The following is a 17,026-nucleotide window of genomic DNA, read 5'->3' on the forward strand; positions in this document are numbered from 1 at the left end:
ATGCCCGTGCCCGCCGAACCTTCCACCACCCCACCGCTCGACCTGTCCCTGCCTGACACCTTCGTCGCCTTCTACGTCCTCTACCACCGCCATTACCTCGAGTACGCGCGGTTGCGGCTCGGCTCCCATGAAGCCGCAGTGCAAACGCTCCGCGAGACCTTCGGCGAGCTCGCCCTGGCGTGGGACTACGTGCTGAGCACCCCCAGCCCCTCCGCTCACGCGTGGGCCGTCTTCACACGACACGTACGAGACCGCGCCCACACGCCACAGCGGCGCCGCCTGTTCCTGCGCCGCCCGGGCCGCTCGGCACCGCCGCCGAGTCACTCCGCGCTGTGCCGGCGCCGGGACCTGGACGACGACATCGACATCCTGCGACGCTTGAAACACACGGACACCCAGATCGCCGAGCTCACGGGCATGCACGTCGCAGATGTTCGGGCCGCACCAGTGCGCCACCAGCGACGCCCGCACAACTGACCTGACTACACCCACAGAGCGGACGGCCGCGCGGGCGGCGTGCACGCCACGAGCGCACGCAGTGGTTCAGGGCTGGTTGAGGATGACCCTGCACCGGGGACAGACCATGGCGCTGTTGCGTCCATAGCGGTGGATGGGGGCGGCGCAGCGCTTCCAAATCCGGAAGGGACTGTTCAATGACTCGAACAAGCGGCCCGTCCGGTCCCGGGACCGGACGGGCCGTCTGCGCGTTGCGCTGTCTGTCCGTCCTGACCAGTCCTGCTAGTACGCGTGACCTACGCCGCGCATTGCGGCTTTCAAGAGTAATCAGCTATTCGAGCTGTATAGGAAGGTTGCGCTGCGTACCATCCGTTCATGACAGAGCAGTGGATCTCAGCCCTCAGCTTCTCTTCCTTCCAGCCTCCCGTGACAGCGGAGGGGCATCCGGCTTCCACGGACCTCCGCAGCAGCGTTCAGGACACCGCCATACGCTGGCAGTCGTACAGCAGCCGGGGAGGCATGGCCGGCATAGCCTCAGGGACCTCCTTGAGGGAGGCCGGAGCGCCGGGGCCATATGGGCCGCTGATGAACCGGGTGGTGGAAATCCACGGGCTGGCGGGAAGCATCGGCGAGCAGCTCACCTTGGCCTGGGCCGCTGAGCAGGATGCCCAGCGCTGGCAGTCACCGGACGTCTACCGGGATCCGGAGCACCTGGAGAGCTTGGCCTACGCCACGTGTATGGCGATCCGGGCGCTGTGCGAGATGAGCACCCACTTCCTGCTCGGCGCCGCGCACAGCCTCGCCAACCTGGTCCTGCGCGTGGTGCTGTGTGACCCGGCCGCAGCCGCCGTGGTCAACACCGACAAGAGGAACAGCAGAGCCCAGGGGTTCCCTCCCGGTAGCGATCTCAAGGCCGCCTGGCTGACCTTCTCCCCCGCCGGAGAGGTGTGGGCCAAGACGCTGCCGCAGGCGGCCGCTGAGTCCGGACTCCAGGCGATGAGCAAGCTGGTGGAGCGGCTGCTCGTGCTGCGGCGCGACGTCCGGTTCGAAGCGCTCGATGACCGGCGGGGCACGGACTACCACCGCCACCGACCCCAATCCGTCAAGCACACTTCACCGCGTGTCGGCATCTGGTCCCGCGACGAGACGACCGGCGTCTCGCGAACCGTGGTGGTCGGGGCGAACGAAGACGCCCGCCGGGACGAAGCCGCAGTCCACCGAATTTGCGTCGAGGCCCTGAGCTGCATTCACGAGGCCATGACGGACCTCGAACCACTGATCGCCGAGGCACTCGAGGCGTGCCATCTCGTGTGGGCCCCCAAGGCTCTCTAGCGGCAGAGCCCGCCGTCTCCCCACCGTCGGGGACCTTGGCGTGCCTGGCGGGTGGGGTGGTCGTTTTCGGGCGGGTGTGGTCGGGATCTGTCACGCCTGTTGGGCGGCGGGTCGATTATGTGCTCTGAGTGATTGATTGCGGACTGCGTGCAACTCCGGGGGTGCGCGGGACGGCATAAGGGGTGGGTACGACGGCGTGCTCACTCCGGAGGGCCTCCGGAGGCTCTTCAACGCTTCGAAGGGAGCGCCCCGGTGATGGACACCATTCCCGTGGATGTGGCGACGGTGGCCGGCATAGCGCGGTTGACGGTGGTCGTCTTCGACGCTCTGGCGACATGGCCCGACCGCGCGGGAGCGCCGGTCGCGTACTGCGGGTGCGACGGCCATCAAATGTTCGTTTACGGCTCGGCGGGTCGGGTGGCTGCTGTGCCTCCGCGTGGAGCGGGGGTTCGATGACGCAGCCCGACAGCCCCGACCAGCGGCACAAGCCCCATTCCGCGATGCCGCTGGCCTTCGAGGCCATGGTGCGCAGCGAAGGCCGCATCTGGTTCGGCTACGCACTGCGGGCGTTGGGCTCCCGCGAGGACGCGGAGGAGGTCGTCTCGGACGCGTGCATGGAGATGCACCGGCGCTGGGGCAAGGTGCTGCTGGCCCAGAACCCCTACGCGCTGTCCTTCAAGATCTTCCTGGACGTGCTGCGCAGCCGTCAGCGGGAGCGGCTGCGCCCCCGGGTGCAGACGCTCCCGCTGGAGGACTGGGAGCCGATCGACGGGCGCGACGCGATCGCCGAGTTCGAGACGCGGGCCGATTTCGAACAGGCGATGGCGGAGCTGGAGCGGACCGCGCCCCGGCAGGCCGAGTGCGTGCGGCTGCACCACATCCTGGGCCTGTCGCTCGAGGAAGTCGCCGTGCGGCTGGACACCACCGTGGCTGCGGTCAAGTCCAGCGCGTCCCGGGGGAAGCAACGCCTGTGCCGCGACCACACCACCACACCCGCCACGGGGAAGCGGGGAGAGGGAGGAACGCGATGAGCTTCGAGGACGCACTCAATCAACAGGGCCAGGCCCTACAAAGGAGGATGGCCGGCTGGGACATGGAGGCGTTCCTGCATCGCCTGGAGGAACGCATCATCGCCGAGGCCCCCGCCTGCGAGGAGCCGCCCGCCGCCGAGATCGGCGAGCCCGCCCGGCACCCGAACCCGGACGGGCGGGCGCCGACGCCCGCCCGGCCCCGGCCCCGCACCGGCGAGGCCCGCCGCCACCGCGTGCTGCGTGCTGTCGCGCACCGCGCCGTGGCCGTGCGGCTCAGCGACGACGAGCAACTGCACCGCCTGTGCCAGGACGCCATCGCCGTGCAGGAGGGAACGGACCTCCTGGAGCAGTTCATCGCCACCTTCAACCCCCACGGAGCCCGGATCTTCGCCTGCATGCTCTACCTCGCCGACCGCGCCGAGCACGCCCTGTTCTGGTGGAGGTTCGCCTGCGGCGGCGAGGACGGCCTGGCCGCCTACTGCCTGACCCTGCACTCCCGCGCCATCGGCGACACCCACCAGATGAAAGCCTGGAGCACCGCGGCCTGCGACCTGCGCTTCAACCCCGAACAGCACTGGCCGCAACCCAGCCGCGACAAAGCCCCCGACCCCAACCGGCTCACCGCCTGCCTACGCGCCCACGCCCGCGCCAACCCCGAACCCGACACCCCGCCCGAGGTCACCCCCAACCCCCTGCTGCCCACCCCCGACCTGCCGCAGCACCTGGCCACCCTCTGACCGGCCCCACCAACCCCTGACAGCGGCGGACACACCGAGCGGCGCGCCCCACCGGGAGACCCCCGGGCAGGCGCGCCGCTGCCCCTCCCGCCCGCCCCACCCGGCGCGTGCGCGTCAGGCGCTGTTGCCCTCCCAGGTCCACACCTCCGCCTGCTCCGGACGGGGATGGTCCTCGGGCGGGGAGTACCAGGCGCGGCCGCCGAGCCCGTACTCGGTGCCCTCGTCGCAGATGTGCGCCACGCCCTCGCGGCGCTGGGCGGGGGTCCAGCCGGCCACGGAGATGCGGTGCCCGTCCATCGGACCGCCGCGGAAGGTCACCACCGGCGGCTCCAACGGCCCCTGGTCCTGGTCCTGGTCGGCGTCGACCAGGTGGAGCAGCTCCCGCAGCTCCGGATCCTCCACGGGATCCGACACCGGGTCGAAGACGGCGTCGAAGTCGACGAACTCGTACTCGCCGAACTTCTCGCCGTCGTACGCGCGCGGGCTCTCGCTCACCTGCACCCACCCCCACTCCCACCGGCGCCGGCAACCCGCGCGGCCGCGCCAGAGCCAAGGACAGGGCAACGGCGGGAGTGCCGGGGACAGGGCCCGCCTGGGAAGCGCGCAGGCAGGGGCCCGTTGCGCATATACGAGGCGCTGCGCCGCATCCGTGAGACAACCGGTCACGGCCCCATCGTGGCCGCCGCGCGCCCGCGCCGCCCGCTGTTCACCACAAAGCCGGTTGCCGGGCCCGACCCACGCAGTGACCTGCCTCACACGCCACCGGCGCAGATTCATTGCCGGTCCTGCCTGCCGACGACATCTACACGTGCGACACGTCCATGCCGACGAAAGGAGCTCTCTCATGCCTGCACCGTTACCCTCCGACCGCGCCTCCCGGCCGGGCTGCCGGCCCGAGAGCGCCGAGGATGGCTTCGCCGGCCGGCGGGTCGCCCAGGTACTGCGTGGCCTGTCCCCGAGCGAGAGGGCCCTCGCCCTCACGTGGGCGGAACAAGGGCTGCCCTGGGCGGAAGCTGCGATGGTTACCGGGTTGCCGGCGGCGTACGGCGAGCGGGTGCGTCGCAAGCTCAAGCGGCTCGGCGCCCGCTGCGCCCACCGCGCCACGGCCGCCGCCGCCACCGCGCGGAGGACGGCGCGGTGAACCTGATCCTGTCGGCGCTGCCGGAGTTCCTCGGCAGCTTCACCGCCGCGCTCGCCCTGGCCGCGGGGAGCCGGGCCGCCGCGGTTGTGCGTGGCCGCCGGGCCCGCGCCGCCGGCCGTCGTCCCGACGGCTCAGACTCGAGCTGAGCCGTCGTTCGTGAAGCGGCCACCGCTCCCGTGAGGCGCCAAACGGCCAGGTCACGCCTCGGGGTACTCGGCTTCGATCTGAGCGATACGCGCCACAACCGCTGGGTGAGCAGCGATGTGAGGCGGCAACAGCGTGCTGCGCCGCGGGAAGGCTGAGACGACCTGCTCCCAGGTGAGCCCCTGCGTATCCAGCAGGCCTGTCATCTTGAGCCGAGCCCCGGTCAGGTCTGCGTGCTCGAGGTCGGCCCCGGTCAAAATCGCGCCCTGGAGGTAGGCCTGGGTCATGTCCGCGTCCTTGAGGTTGGCCCGGGTCAAGTGCGCGTGCAGGAGGATGGCCCGGGTCAGGTCCGCGTCCTCGAGGTTGGCCCGGGTCAGGTCCGCGTACACGAGGTAGGCCCGGGTCAGGTCCGCGCGCTCGAGGGCGACCCGGTGCAGGTCCGCGCGCTCAAGGACGGCCTCGGTCAGGTCTGCGGAAACGAGGTCGGCCCAGGGCAAACTCGCCTGCCGGAGGTCGGCGCGGGTCAGGTTCGCGCCGCTGAGCCTGGCCCAGGCCAAATTCGCGCTGACGAGGCGGGCTCGCGCCAGGTCCGCGTTCTGCATCTCGGCGGTGGCGAGGTGTGCACACTCGAGGTGGGCCTCATGGAGGTGGAGATGGGCGAGGTTGGTGGGTGGGGTGCCGGATAACAGGGGACGGCGGAAGGCGGCGCCCGTGAGGGTGGTCAGGGCGTGTTGCACGTCAGCGGCTGGCGCGTCAGGCAACTCGGTGACGGTGGGTATCTGCGGAGGTGCGCCGCGTTGGGCGGTGCGGCGGGCTGCGGCAACACGTGAGCGCCCCGGCGGGGTACTGGCGGTCGAAGCGGTGGGGCGCCGGGGTGTGTGCTGGCGGATGTACTCGTTGAGGACGCGGGCGGTGTCCAGGGCGTAGTCGGGGGCGTCAGCGACGATGCGTTGCAGAGCGAGGATCCCGCCGATGCGCACGTGCAGGGAGGGGGAGTCCAGGCGCTCAAGAGCTTTGACGAAGCGCTCGTTGGTCTGGCCGCGGCGGTTGAGCCGGTAGGTGAACGCGGTGAACACCACCGCGACGCCGGCGCCGAGGGCAGCGCCGACTTGGACGACGGCCAGGCGGAACTGGCCGACCGCGGTGGCCCGGCTGGCCTCGTCCATGCCCTCCCAGTCCGGCCCGGATATCCACGCCACCAGGGAGCGGATGACGGGGGTGAACACCACCAGGAGCACCCCGGCCACCGCAGCCCCGCCCACCGCCGCACCGGCGATCACCGCCACGCGTTTCTGCCATCTCGTGTTGTTCATGGGCGTCAGCGTGGCCGGGGAACTGCCGCGGGGAGGCGGAACTGGGCACTTCGGAGGTTCGCTTGAGGTCAGGAAGCAAGCCGCACATCCGGCAACGCGGACCGGCGGCGTAACCGGCGGCCGGGGGCGGCGGGCCCCGGGGACGGGCCATTGCCCCACGTGCCCGGGAGAGCGCCGGCGCCCGACTGAGAATGCGCCAGCGGCTGGCCGTCCGTCACCCTGGCGCACCATGCCCGCTTGCCCGCCCTGGTGAGGGGGTGCGGTAGTCCTGGCGGTGGAGGTGGCCATGGCGCCGTCCGGTGGCCTGCCGGAGCCGGATCCGGCGGCATCGCTGCGGCATCTGCTGCGGGCCTGCCGCGGCCGCCGCCGGTTGCCCGAGGCGCACCAGGCCGCGCAGGAGGCGGGACTGAGTCCGCCGCCGGTGGTGAGCCTGCTCGGCAGGCGGCAGCCCGAGGTGGGGGTCACGCAGGAGCAGGTGGCCCGGCTGCTGCACCTGTCCCACAGTCACTACCGGGACATGGAGGCCGGGCGGCAGCGGATCAGCCATGAGGTGTGCGACCCGTTGGCGGTCGTGCTGGGCATGACCTCCGGCGAGCGCGCGTGGCTGTGGTGGCTGTCCCAGCGGCGCGCTCCGGACCCGGTGCCGGGCGCCATCCCCACGGTGCCGGAGTCCCTGGCCCACCTGGTGCGCACCGAGGATCGTGGCCCCTGCTACATCACCGACCCTGCTTTCACGCTCCTGGTGGTCAACGACTTGTTCTGGAAGGTGTTCGAGTGGGCCGCCCCGTGGTCGCAGGCGCCCACAATGAGCCTGCCGAGGATGGCCGTGCTGCACCCGCGCGCCGAGGAGGTCCTGGTCGGCTGGGCCGACGACTGGGCGGTCCCCGCGGTCGCGGTGGTGTGGTCGCAGTACCAGGCGGCACCGCGCGACCCGCAGTTGCGTGCCCTGGTGGCGGAGCTGGCCGGGGCCACGCGGGAATCGGTGCGCGCGGTGTGGGCGCGGCGCGAGGAGGCCCGGGTGTGGCACCCGGAAGGCACCATCCGCGCGGTGCGGGACCCGCGGCACGGCGTGCGGCGGCTGGAGATGATCTCGGAGGTGCCCGAGCGGTGGCGCGAGGTCCCGGGGGTGCGGCGGGTGACCTGGCTGTGGCTGGACCAACTCCCCACCCCCGCCGACGAGCCCGCCGACGTCGTGTCCCCGGACCGCTGATTTCATCAGCGCTGATTCCATCAGCGCTGGCCATCTCCCACGTTGTGGGTGCCCTGACCTGCGACTAGACAGGGTGTGACCGAGGAAACGGCCTCCCCCGCACCAGGGAGTCACCGCGTCCGGGCCCGCGCCGGTGCACAGCAGGGCCCCGACGGGGGGTTCCTCACCCTGCCGCGATGGACCGAGATCCTCCTCGAGCACTTCCCCGAGCCCCCGAGGTAGCGGCCACCACCGCGCCCGGGACCGTCAGGCCCGACCGGCCGGCGTGGCGCTGCCCGCCGTGCAGGTGTCGCACAGCCCCACGTGGGCCTGGCCGCGGAGTCGGGCCTGCTCGTCCTCGGTGAGGGGGGTGGTGGTGCGGGCGGCGGCCCAGCAGCCGGCGCGGTGCAGCAGTTGCCGCACCCCGGGGTAGTCGGCGGGCCGGTGCAGGGTCTCCAGTCGCCAGGGTGCCTCGGCGGCACGGGCGCGCGGCGGCGCGGGCCTCAGCGCGGGAGGCGGTGGCGGCGCGTTCCCGGCCGCGGCCGCGGTGACGGCGGTCGGCGGTGGTGGCGCGGGTCGGGCACTGTTCCCGGCCGCGGGTCGGGTGCCGCGGCGGTGGCGGCGTGGGCGGGCCTGGCGCAGCGCGGCGGGGGAGCGGTGGGTCGGGACGGTGCTGTAGTCCTGCCCGGGTCGGGCGGTGACACGGTCCGCGGGGGCCTCGAACTCCCACGGGCACGGCTCACATGTCAGCCGCCCGTCGGAGCCCTGGACGCGCATGGGCAGGTCGATCGCCAGGCGGTACCACCAAGTGCCGTCGTCCTGGAGGATCCGGGCGAGCACGGCGGCGTCGACGAGCTGCCCGTCGTGCAGGCGCACCAAGACCACCGGCGCGACACCGACCTGCCGATCCGGCACTTCCTCCGGCCACTGCTCCCCTTCCACGCTTCGATCATATGTTCGATCTGCCGGGGGCTCGCGACAGCGACTTGGGCAGGTCCGCGCTGGGGCGGGTCCCCTTTGTCGCCGTCTGGGCGTCGGCTACGCCCGTGCGCTCCGGATCGAGGTGACGCGAGCGCGGGCCGGTGAACCGATTCGGGCCTGCCGGGTGGCCTTCGCACGGCATAGTGCGGGGGGTGACCGCACCGGACCGCCACTTTGACCTGGATCTGCCTGCCCGCCGCCGTCGCCACGCGCGGCTGATCGCTGCCCTGGCCGAGCTGATCGGCGCCTGCGCCGACGCGGCGGGGGCGGTGTATCGGCCGATCGCCGCCGCCCTGCCCGACCAGGAGGCCGTGGAGGTCGCCGTCCGGCCGTGCATCCAGGTCAGCGGCGCCGCCGCTGTGCTGCTGGACCGGGCCCGCGCTGAGGACGATGCCCGCTGGCTGGCCGCCGTGGCCCGGGAGCGGACCGAGGCCCGGCGCACCTACGCCGCCCGGTGCGTCGTGGCGGAGGCCCAGGGACTCGCGGAACAGGTCGGCCCGTCGGGTGCGCACGGTGTGCCGCTGCCGACGGTGCACCAGTCCGCCGCGATGGACCTGGTGAGCGCCGGCGACGAGGTCGCCGCGCTGTGGCGGCGTGACCCGGAGGAAGCGGTCGCCCTGGTGCGTGAGCTGGTGGCCGGCGGCGAGCTTGCCCCGGATGAGGTCCTCGACGAGGCGGTCGACTCCGCGGTGCTCACCGGTCTGCTGGCGCTGCAAGAGGCGCGCGCCGTGTCCGATCCGAGCACGGCGGCGGAGTTGTGTCTGAGCGCCGTGCCCCACTTCGCGCTTGCGGTCGCCCTGGCCAGCGTCGACCTGGACACCTAGCGTCCTGATGGTCTGCGCGGCCGGGGTGTTGGAACTGGCTGAGCGGAGGTGCGGGCGGTGGCGGGCGCAAGGCCCGGGACGATGCCGAGGCGGTGGTCGTGGTGGGCCGTGACGTGTGCCTGGGACATGTCGTGGGTGCCGCCTGGAGTGATGTGGTGACGTGCCGGTGAGGTGGTGGTGTGCCGTGGGGGCACAGAATTGGGATCCCCCTGTCGCCCAGCGCCCTCCCCGGCCCGGCTCCGGCTCAGTGGTGCCGTCCCTGACGCCCTGCGGATCCCGCCGGGCGGGAAGGCGTTCACATTCTCCGCGGGTGAAACGCCGATGCCCGCCGTGCACCGAGTCGTACCAGCAGGAGCAGGCCCGGCGGCAGGCGGAGATGCAGGAGCGGTACGAGCGCGAGGTGCGGGAGCGCCGGGAGGCCGAGCAGCGGGAGGCCGAGGAGCGCCGCGCCTGGGCTGCGGCCGCGCTGGCCGACCCGGACGTCGTGGTGCTGGACGTCGTTATCCGGGCAGATGCCCGTCTCACCAGCGAGTCTGTCTCCGCGAACGCACGGAGACAATCACCCCATCGAGGACGTCGTCTCAGATGAGAATCACCGTCTGATGCCGTAATCGACGACAACAGCGCGACTTGCAACTAGAGTTCGTAAGGCACGGCCAGCGGAGCTGGCTGCGACGGGAATGGGTCCGACGTCCCTTTCGGGCGCGTGTGTCACCAAGGTGGCACCGCGTCAATCGCGACAACTTAAGACACGGCCTGTGCGTCGGCAGGGCCTCAGTTGATCACTCGTCTTTTGGGGGGTCGACCTGAGACACCTGCCACTATGCATGCAGTTTTGCGCTCAGCTCGGCCGCCCTCCACTCGGAGGAGAGGCCCAAATATGGATGCACAGATCGTCTTAGGGATTCTGGCAGCGGCTGGCGCCGTGTCCATCTTCTTGTTCGCCTTGAAGGGCCTGCTTGACCAGGTCCCTGATGTGATTCGGTCATGGCGTCGCATCGTGGTTGAAGTACGTCGTCCCCACTCGGACCATGGGCCCGAACAAGAGGATCACCGCTCGTCCTCCGCAGACGTCGATGAATCGTGATGGCAGGTCAGGCAGGATGAACGCGCCCGGGATTCGGGATGGTGGGCCCTGGAAATGCCTAAGCCAGCAGGTGGCGTGGCGGGCGACGGTGCTCGGGCGGCCGCCCGGCGAGATCTACCGCCCCCTGCTCGTCCTGGACCTGGTCTTCCGGCCGCCTTCCACCCTCCAGGTCCTGTGGGCGCTGGGCGACGAGGCCACGCGGGAGGTGCGCGAGGAGTGCCATACGCGGGCGAGGGGCGCGGCGTTGGCGTGGCTGGGGGACGAGGCTGCCGAGGTGTGCTGGGGCCGCAACGGCCGCCACCGGGCCCCCGTCCTGGGCGGCCTGAGCGTCGCCGTGTCCCGGCACCACACCAACCGCGACGGCGCCCCGCTCCTGGACGACCATGCCCTGGTGTCGGTGAAGGTCCGCCGCCCCGACGGCACCTGGGGCAACCTCGACTCCGCTGTCGTCTACCGGCACGTCGTCGCCGCCGGCACCCTGTACACCCTCCGGTTGATGGAGGAGGTCTCCGAGCGGCTCGGCGTGGCGTGGGAGCCGCGCCAGGTCACCGAGGGCCTGCGCCCCGTCGTCGAGATTGCCGGGATCCCGCCGGAGACGATCGCCTGGCAGGGCACCCGCCGCCACCGGATCAAGGCCGCCTACCAGGACCTGGCCGCCCGCTATGAGACCGAGCACGGCCATCCTCCCGGGGGGCGCACCCGGCACAGGTTCTCCCGCTGGGCGGCGCAGGCCACCCGCCCCGCCAAAGCCACCCCTGAGCCGCTGCCGGAGCTGCGCGCGGTGGCGGGACTCCGCGGTCCGGGCCTTCGGCGCCGCGCTCGTGGACGGCCTGCTGGCCCGCGCCCGCGCTGCGGCCGCTGCCGTGTGGGCCCGCGTCCGGCCGACCGTGGACGTGGCTTTGGCGGCGGTGGACGTTGCCGCCACCGTCTACGTGATGCGCGGGGGCTTCACCCGTCGGCACCTGCTCGCCGAGGCCCGCCGCCACCTCGCCCAGACCCGCCGCGGCCGACCCCCCGACCCCGGCCTCGATGAGCGCATTGTGGACCGGGCGGTCGCCGAGCACTGCGCTCCGACCGAGCGCGGCAGTGGCTGGTGGACCGCGGACTTCACCACCCTGCACCCACCCGGCCACGACACTGACGCCGCCGTGACCCGCCTCCTGCCCGGGGCCGGCACCCGCTACCAGCGCGCCGTACTGGCCGCCGCCGTGCTGAAGGTCCGCCTGGGCCTCGCACGGCGCGCCCGCCGCCCCACCACCCCCGTCGTCCCGGGCGAAGCGACCGAGCACGCCCCGGCCGGCCGACCGCCCTCGGGCCCTGCCCGGCAGCCGCACGACGACTACGACCGGGGTGAAGACAGCGATCTGGCCGCCGTGGAGGACACCCGGCAACGCCTCGCCGCCCTCACCACCGACACCAACCGCCGCATCCGGCAACACCACGCTGCCCGGAACCCGCCTACCGCGCCCACCCCGCCCGCCGCGCCGGGCCGCGGCGAGCAGCCGCCCACTTACCCCGCCCCGCCCACTCCGCCCACGGGAAGGACCGTGTGACGACCCCGCAGCCCCCACCCGGTGACTGCGCCGGTCCACCATCGAGCCGCCGCTGACCGCCCGGCAACTGCGCCGGTACAAGCAGGTCTTGGCCGCCCAGCGTCGCTGTGGCGTTCGGCTGCGGACACACCGTTCGGACAAGGGGCGGTCAAGGGCCAAAACGGACACCCCGGCCCGTAGCATCGCGCCCTGAGCAGGCACTCACCCAACGCCAGACCCAGCACCCCCCGAAGGGCTGAGATCCACCGAGCCACGCAGGGCGAACAGCAGTCCTGAAAGGTCTTCTCCGGGGGTCTTCTGCGAAGTCTTCTCACACAGTTCGGCGGAGCGGACACGAAAGGGCCTGTGACCTGCGGGGTCAAGGGGTCGCCGACGGGGTCCTGGAGCGCCGACAACTTCGCTACGGACCCTCCCGGGCGACCCTGCTCTCGGCTGAGGGCGTCTGCGGGCCCGGCCCGCCCGCCGCCCGCAGCCGGGCACCGGGCGGGCGGTCAGGGTGTGGGGGCGAGTGCGTCGACGAGCAGGCGCAGGCCCACCACGAGCGCCTGGTCGATGTCGGCGGCCGCCGCTTGGTCCAGGACGTCGACGACCGGGTCTAGGACGTCCAGCAGCCGCCCGCCGCGGACCGCGTCCGGGATCTGGCTAAGGGTGGCGCGGAAGTGCGGGCCGTCCCAGGGCAGGCGGGCCAAGCCCTGGGCGAAGTTCCGTTCCGCCTCGCTGGGCGCCCACCTATCCGCCTCGAGGTCCTCCAGCAGCGCGGCGGCGTCACGGCGCAGCGCTCGGGCGTACACGGAGCAGCGGGTCACGCCCTGCCCAACGACCCACCCCCGCCGGGGTCACGCCCGGCGCGGCGCGTGCCCGTGCCGGGAGGGCGCCGTCTACCCTGGTGGCCTCCGACCCGCCGGGTTACGGACGGTGACCGCAGAGCCCGGTCCGGCCGCGGCTCCGTGGCAACATCACTTGCACCATTCCTTGCACCATCGCTTTCATCATTACTTGCACCATTACTTGCGCCACTCAGCGTGACGACAGCCGTTTCGGCTGGTCAGACCCCGTGGTGAGTGGCCCGTTGGTGCTGACATCCCCCTGTACGCCTCTCGCTGCCCCTGGAAGTGGTGGAAGGAAGGGGGTGGGCGAGGGTACGGCGGGCGGCGTGGCGGGGGATCCGGCGGCGCTGCGCTGGGCCGGCTCGTGGCCCCGTGCGGGGCCCGGGACGCCCGGCCGGGAAGAGGCCGGGCGGGGGCACGAAGAAGCGCGGCGGGCGGTGGTGTTCACCATTTCGGTGGTGCCCCGGGCTCAGTCGAAGAGTCCGAGCTGGTCCAGGAGCTGGAACTGCTCAGCCGTGAGGCGTTCGCGTCGGGTGCGCATGTTGCTGCGCCATACCCCGAGCCGCACCGCTACTTCCTGCCCGCCCCCGCCTCCTTCCTCGTCCGCGTCGGTTATCCATGCCTCCACATGTCCGCGTGGGACGCGTACGTGTCCTTCCCGGTCGCGGTATCGCCGTAGGGCTTCTACGCCTCGCTGGAAGGCGTCGGTGCCGCCGCCGCGGCCCTTCCCGCCCCTCGCCCCGCGGCCCTTTCCGCCGTTCGCTGCCGCCGTCTCGTCGGCGGTGCCGGGCCGCTGCACGGCAGCGGGCCGGATGCCGAGCTTTTCCAGGCGTTCGCGTTGTCCGGGTTGGAGTTTGGTCCACACGGTCGGCTGCCGCTGCCGTTCCAGCCACCGTCCGACGTCGATCCCGCCGACTGTCACCCCGGGGAGGATTTCGGCGAGTGTGGCGCCGCTGTCCAGGCATTGCCGCAGCATGGCGTAGTGGCGTTGCCAGTCGATGGGCCAGGCCGGCCTCCAGTCCGGGTCCAGCGCCGCGAGCTGCGCCGCCCGGTGCGCCGCCCGTTCGGGATCCTTGCCCAGCCCGCCCTCGCGCCGCAGGTTCGACAGCAGTACCCCGACCTGCTTGCCCAGCGCGGCAGCGTCGCGGGGTGCGGCGAGGGTGCCGTGCTGGTCGGCGTAGGCGGCCAGGGCCGCGAGGTTCTCTTCCCACGCGAGTTCTTCGGCGGACCAGATCATGCCGAGGGCCTCGAGGCGGCGGATGCGCAGTCCGGTCATGGTTCCGGCCGCGTATGCGGTGCGCTGGTCGTGGATCCACCGGCCCAGCGGGTACTGGGTCTGCGGGTCGGTGAACCCGTACGGCACCAAGAGGTTCCCGGTGCGCTGCCGGTAGCGGCGTGCGGCGGCGTACCCGCGCCGCCAGTCGGTCCGCTCCACGTCGATGATGTTGAAGCTGATCCAGTCCGCGACCGTCACCGGGTCCCGTTTCGTGGAGAACCGCAGCAGGAGCCGTGATTCCTCCTCGCCTTCCTCTGGCGGGGTGCCGATCGTTTCGCTGGGGTTCTTGGGGGTGTTCGTCTCCGGGACGGCGAGGAGTTCCACCGCCCGCTCATCATGCGCGCGAAGCCCGCGCAGCACCTTCACCAGCGGCTGGTAGCTGGCGGAGGTGATCATGTCCTGCGACCGCTCACCCTTCTTCAAGAACACCGGCACGATCAGGGACGCCAGCTTGCCTTGGCCGGGTTTTTGCCGCAGTGCCCGGCCGATGGCCTGGACGATGTCGACTGCCGATCCCTTGGGGTCGATCAGGGCGACGGAGTCCACCGCCCGGATGTCGACCCCCTCGCCCAGTACCCGGCAATTCGAGAGGACGGCGAGTCCGGCGCGGGTGGCGAACTCGCCCAGTACCCTGCGGCGCTTGTCGGTTTCGTGGTCGCCTTTCAGCCAGCCTGCCCACACCTTGGCTGGGTACCGGTCGGGGCCTCGGAGAAGGCCTGCGCCTCGATGACCCGGTGGTGGAAGGTGATCATCGTCTGCAACTGGTGTTCCACGGCTGTGCGCAGGATCGCCGCCTGGAGCGCACCCATCCGCAGTCCCCGGACGCGTTCTTCTTTTCCTTCCTCGCTGCGCAGGATTTCCGGTGTGATGTCCGGGTCCTCCAGTTCGACGACGATGATCTGGTACCGCGCGAGCAGCCCGAGGGAGATTCCTTGTGCGAGGGACATTTCGTATACGCGGGGTCCGAAGATGGTTTCGTCGTCCATGGAGGCGGCCAGTTCCTGCGGCAGCGGGTCCCGGGAGCCTTCCCGCACCTGCCACGAGGGTGGCCGGTCTTGCCAGATGCGGGGTGTGGCGGTCATGTACAGGCGCCGTACGGCCGGGATGAGGCGGTTGTCGTGGACGGCGGCCCATGCCTTGCCCAGGCTGCCCGAGGTGCGGTGTGCTTCGTCGACGACCACCAGGTCGAAGGGGGCCATCTGCTGTCCGTAGGTGCCGGCGCAGGCTTCTTCCAGGACGGGCAGGGAGGCGTAGGTGGCGTAGACGGTCACCGGGCCCGTGCCGTGCCACAGGGCGAGCTGGGGCGGGATGGTGGTGACCCGGACGTCGGCCGCCCAGAGGGAGACGTCTTCGGCGAGGGAGCAGACGGCCACCGCGGGGCCGGTGTGGCCGGCCTTGCGCCATTCGCGGACGGTCTGGGTGAGGAGGTCGAGGGTGGGGAGGAGGACTAGGCAGCGTTTGAAATGTTGATCGAAGTGTCACAGCGACTGGCGTATCAAGGCGAGGTGGACGGTCGCTTCGTAGCGGACGGCGAGCTTGTCGTACCGGGTGGCGACGCCCCGTGCTTGTTTGAGGCGCCCGATCCGGCACTCGATCTTGTGGCGGCGCTTGTACCGCTCCGGGTCGAAGCCGGGCGGGCGTCCTCCGGCCGAACCCCGGCGGAGCCGGTGTCCGGCCTGGTCACGCTTTTCCGGGATCGTGTGCGGGATCTGCCGCCTGCGCAGGTAGGCGCGGATCTTCCGCGATGAGTACGCCCGGTCGGCGATCACGTGCGCGGGGCGGGTGCGCGGGTGCCCGCCTCCGACGCGCGCGACACGGATGCGTTCCACGACCTCGGTGAACCGGGGTGCGTCGCCGCGCTGCCCGCCGGTGACCACCACGGCCAGGACGTGCCCGGAGGCGTCCGCGGCCAGGTGGAGCTTGGTGGTCAGGCCCCCGCGCGAGCGGCCGAGTGCGTGGTCGTCCGGCTCGGCCGCCAGGCCGTCCGCGTCCTTCCGGCCCTGATGATCAGCCCCCTTTTCCTCGCTCCGGCGGCGTGCTGGTGGGCCCGGCAGATCGTGGAGTCCACCGGCACCTCCCACTCGATGATGCCCTCGGCGTCGGCCCTGACCTGCAGTTCCTTGAGCATGCGGGCCCAGGTGCCGTCGATCTGCCAGCGCCGGAAGAGGGAGTACGCCGTCTCCCACGGCCCGTACCGCTCCGGGATGTCCCGCCAGGGAGAGCCGGTCCGGGCCCGCCACCAGATGCCGTCGAAGACCTGACGGCGGTCCCGGGGCCTGCGGCCCATCCTCGGTACGGGCGGCAGCAACGGCTCCAGCCGCTGCCACTGTTCATCCGTCAGATCTCCACGCGCCACACCAAGATCGTTCCACGGCCTTGATCAACATTCCAAACAGGCCCTAGGACGCGGCCGCGGGGTGCGAGCCGGTGCGCGGCGGCCGCGGCGATGTAGGTCTTGCCGCTTCCGCACGGCGCCACCGCCGTCGCCCGCAGGCCCTCCCTGGGGATGCGGCGGCCGGGGGGAATGTCGAGACCCTTCACGATGGCTTCCACGGCTTCCGCCTGGTGAGGGCGGAGTTGTACGGTTGCCGCGTTCCTCGGCATTCCTGACCTCCTGTTATGGCCTGTCCGGCGGGGGTTTCCCGGTCTCCCTCGGTGGTGTTTCCAGGGCATGAGGGAGGGAGTGGCGCTCGGAGCACAACCCTACGCGATGCATCTGGTTCGCTCCATCCTTTGATCGTGCGCTTACGCCGTCTTGGTAGGCGGAGTATTTCAGGATGCGTGCGGGTGGTGCTTCGGGTGGTTGGGGGTCTCCATCCGAGGTCTGTCCGGACTTGACGGTGTGTGAATTGGGCTGTGGCGGGGGCCGCGTCGCGGGGTGGGTGCGGGGGCACCTGTGCGGGCGGTGACGTCGCGTCCGTTAGGGGTAGTAGTTGGGAGTTCGCAACTCTACGCGTGCATCACGGGCGCGGGGACCGCCCCCTGCCCTTGCTGCCTGCTTTTCGGATTCCCGCTTGCGGGAATCCGTGCAATTCCGCGCCTGCGCGGAATCGCCATCGTTCGCATTCCGCTTGCGGAATGCGCCGCCCGCGCTTGCGCGGGCGGGCTGCCGGAGCGTCAGCGGAGGCAGTCCCT

General features: G+C 71.7%; 19 protein-coding genes and 1 pseudogene. 12 read left to right on the forward strand and 8 right to left on the reverse strand.

What is annotated here, in order from left to right; translation table 11 throughout:
• The 4 genes from ACYVO2_RS22110 to ACYVO2_RS22125 all read left to right on the forward strand — a co-directional run bounded on the left by ACYVO2_RS22110 (position 1) and on the right by ACYVO2_RS22125 (position 3,556).
• Positions 1-477 (forward strand): SigE family RNA polymerase sigma factor, encoded by a 477-nt coding sequence (locus ACYVO2_RS22110; protein WP_461009662.1) that lies wholly within the window; start codon positions 1-3, stop codon positions 475-477.
• A 564-nt stretch (positions 478-1,041) separates the two neighbouring features.
• A complete protein-coding gene (locus ACYVO2_RS22115; protein ID WP_461009663.1) occupies positions 1,042-1,788 on the forward strand; it encodes a hypothetical protein in 747 nt (248 codons plus the stop codon).
• 452 nt (positions 1,789-2,240) lie between these two features.
• Entirely contained in the window at positions 2,241-2,819 is a 579-nt protein-coding gene (locus ACYVO2_RS22120; protein ID WP_461009664.1) for an RNA polymerase sigma factor, read from the forward strand.
• On the forward strand, positions 2,816-3,556 hold the full coding sequence (locus ACYVO2_RS22125) for a hypothetical protein (protein ID WP_461009665.1): 741 nt from the start codon (positions 2,816-2,818) through the stop codon (positions 3,554-3,556). The genes ACYVO2_RS22120 and ACYVO2_RS22125 overlap by 4 nt, the downstream gene beginning before the upstream one ends.
• A gap of 114 nt (positions 3,557-3,670) precedes the next feature.
• Here ACYVO2_RS22125 and ACYVO2_RS22130 read toward each other — a convergent pair whose 3' ends face one another.
• Positions 3,671-4,051, reverse strand: coding sequence for a hypothetical protein (locus tag ACYVO2_RS22130; RefSeq protein ID WP_461009666.1), 381 nt, complete (start codon positions 4,049-4,051; stop codon positions 3,671-3,673).
• A 349-nt stretch (positions 4,052-4,400) separates the two neighbouring features.
• Between ACYVO2_RS22130 and ACYVO2_RS22135 the strand changes: the two genes are divergently transcribed.
• Positions 4,401-4,697, forward strand: coding sequence for a hypothetical protein (locus ACYVO2_RS22135; RefSeq protein ID WP_461009667.1), 297 nt, complete (start codon positions 4,401-4,403; stop codon positions 4,695-4,697).
• Positions 4,694-4,843 carry a hypothetical protein gene (locus tag ACYVO2_RS22140; protein WP_461009668.1) on the forward strand — a complete coding sequence of 50 codons (150 nt, stop codon included), beginning with the start codon at positions 4,694-4,696 and terminating at the stop codon, positions 4,841-4,843. The genes ACYVO2_RS22135 and ACYVO2_RS22140 overlap by 4 nt, the downstream gene beginning before the upstream one ends.
• 51 nt (positions 4,844-4,894) lie before the next feature.
• Here the strand turns inward: ACYVO2_RS22140 and ACYVO2_RS22145 are convergent, their stop codons facing one another.
• A complete protein-coding gene (locus ACYVO2_RS22145) occupies positions 4,895-6,154 on the reverse strand; it encodes a pentapeptide repeat-containing protein (RefSeq protein WP_461009669.1) in 1,260 nt (419 codons plus the stop codon).
• A gap of 286 nt (positions 6,155-6,440) precedes the next feature.
• Here ACYVO2_RS22145 and ACYVO2_RS22150 point away from each other — a divergent pair, with 286 nt between their 5' ends.
• Positions 6,441-7,364 carry an MmyB family transcriptional regulator gene (locus ACYVO2_RS22150; protein ID WP_461009670.1) on the forward strand — a complete coding sequence of 308 codons (924 nt, stop codon included), beginning with the start codon at positions 6,441-6,443 and terminating at the stop codon, positions 7,362-7,364.
• Positions 7,365-7,610: 246 nt separating this feature from the next.
• Here ACYVO2_RS22150 and ACYVO2_RS22155 read toward each other — a convergent pair whose 3' ends face one another.
• A complete protein-coding gene (locus tag ACYVO2_RS22155) occupies positions 7,611-8,285 on the reverse strand; it encodes a hypothetical protein (RefSeq protein WP_461009671.1) in 675 nt (224 codons plus the stop codon).
• 191 nt (positions 8,286-8,476) lie between these two features.
• Here ACYVO2_RS22155 and ACYVO2_RS22160 point away from each other — a divergent pair, with 191 nt between their 5' ends.
• The 5 genes from ACYVO2_RS22160 to ACYVO2_RS22180 all read left to right on the forward strand — a co-directional run bounded on the left by ACYVO2_RS22160 (position 8,477) and on the right by ACYVO2_RS22180 (position 11,788).
• Positions 8,477-9,148 (forward strand): hypothetical protein, encoded by a 672-nt coding sequence (locus ACYVO2_RS22160; protein WP_461009672.1) that lies wholly within the window; start codon positions 8,477-8,479, stop codon positions 9,146-9,148.
• Between the two features lie 310 nt (positions 9,149-9,458).
• Positions 9,459-9,737 carry a hypothetical protein gene (locus ACYVO2_RS22165; protein WP_461009673.1) on the forward strand — a complete coding sequence of 93 codons (279 nt, stop codon included), beginning with the start codon at positions 9,459-9,461 and terminating at the stop codon, positions 9,735-9,737.
• A gap of 291 nt (positions 9,738-10,028) precedes the next feature.
• Positions 10,029-10,235, forward strand: coding sequence for a hypothetical protein (locus ACYVO2_RS22170; protein WP_461009674.1), 207 nt, complete (start codon positions 10,029-10,031; stop codon positions 10,233-10,235).
• A 70-nt stretch (positions 10,236-10,305) separates the two neighbouring features.
• Entirely contained in the window at positions 10,306-11,268 is a 963-nt protein-coding gene (mobF, locus tag ACYVO2_RS22175) for a MobF family relaxase (RefSeq protein ID WP_461009675.1), read from the forward strand.
• A 7-nt stretch (positions 11,269-11,275) separates the two neighbouring features.
• Entirely contained in the window at positions 11,276-11,788 is a 513-nt protein-coding gene (locus tag ACYVO2_RS22180; protein WP_461009676.1) for a hypothetical protein, read from the forward strand.
• 491 nt (positions 11,789-12,279) lie between these two features.
• On the opposite strand, the gene ACYVO2_RS22185 is transcribed toward ACYVO2_RS22180, so the two are convergent.
• The 5 genes and pseudogenes from ACYVO2_RS22185 to ACYVO2_RS22205 form a co-directional block, all read right to left on the reverse strand.
• Positions 12,280-12,477: a hypothetical protein gene (locus ACYVO2_RS22185; RefSeq protein ID WP_461009677.1), complete on the reverse strand. Its 198-nt coding sequence runs from the start codon at positions 12,475-12,477 to the stop codon at positions 12,280-12,282.
• A gap of 607 nt (positions 12,478-13,084) precedes the next feature.
• Entirely contained in the window at positions 13,085-14,572 is a 1,488-nt protein-coding gene (locus ACYVO2_RS22190; protein WP_461009678.1) for a helicase associated domain-containing protein, read from the reverse strand.
• Positions 14,554-15,297: pseudogene (locus tag ACYVO2_RS22195) on the reverse strand (DEAD/DEAH box helicase family protein); the annotation flags it as partial. The pseudogene ACYVO2_RS22195 and the gene ACYVO2_RS22190, both read right to left, overlap by 19 nt.
• 72 nt (positions 15,298-15,369) lie before the next feature.
• A protein-coding gene (locus ACYVO2_RS22200; RefSeq protein WP_461009679.1) for an IS5 family transposase occupies positions 15,370-16,247 on the reverse strand; the annotation gives its coding sequence in 2 pieces (ribosomal slippage) (positions 15,370-15,854 and positions 15,854-16,247; 879 coding nt in all).
• Entirely contained in the window at positions 16,229-16,564 is a 336-nt protein-coding gene (locus ACYVO2_RS22205) for a DEAD/DEAH box helicase family protein (protein ID WP_461009680.1), read from the reverse strand. The genes ACYVO2_RS22200 and ACYVO2_RS22205 overlap by 19 nt, the downstream gene beginning before the upstream one ends.
• Positions 16,565-17,026: the final 462 nt, after the last annotated feature.

It is taken from the genome of Streptomyces capparidis (assembly GCF_054782095.1).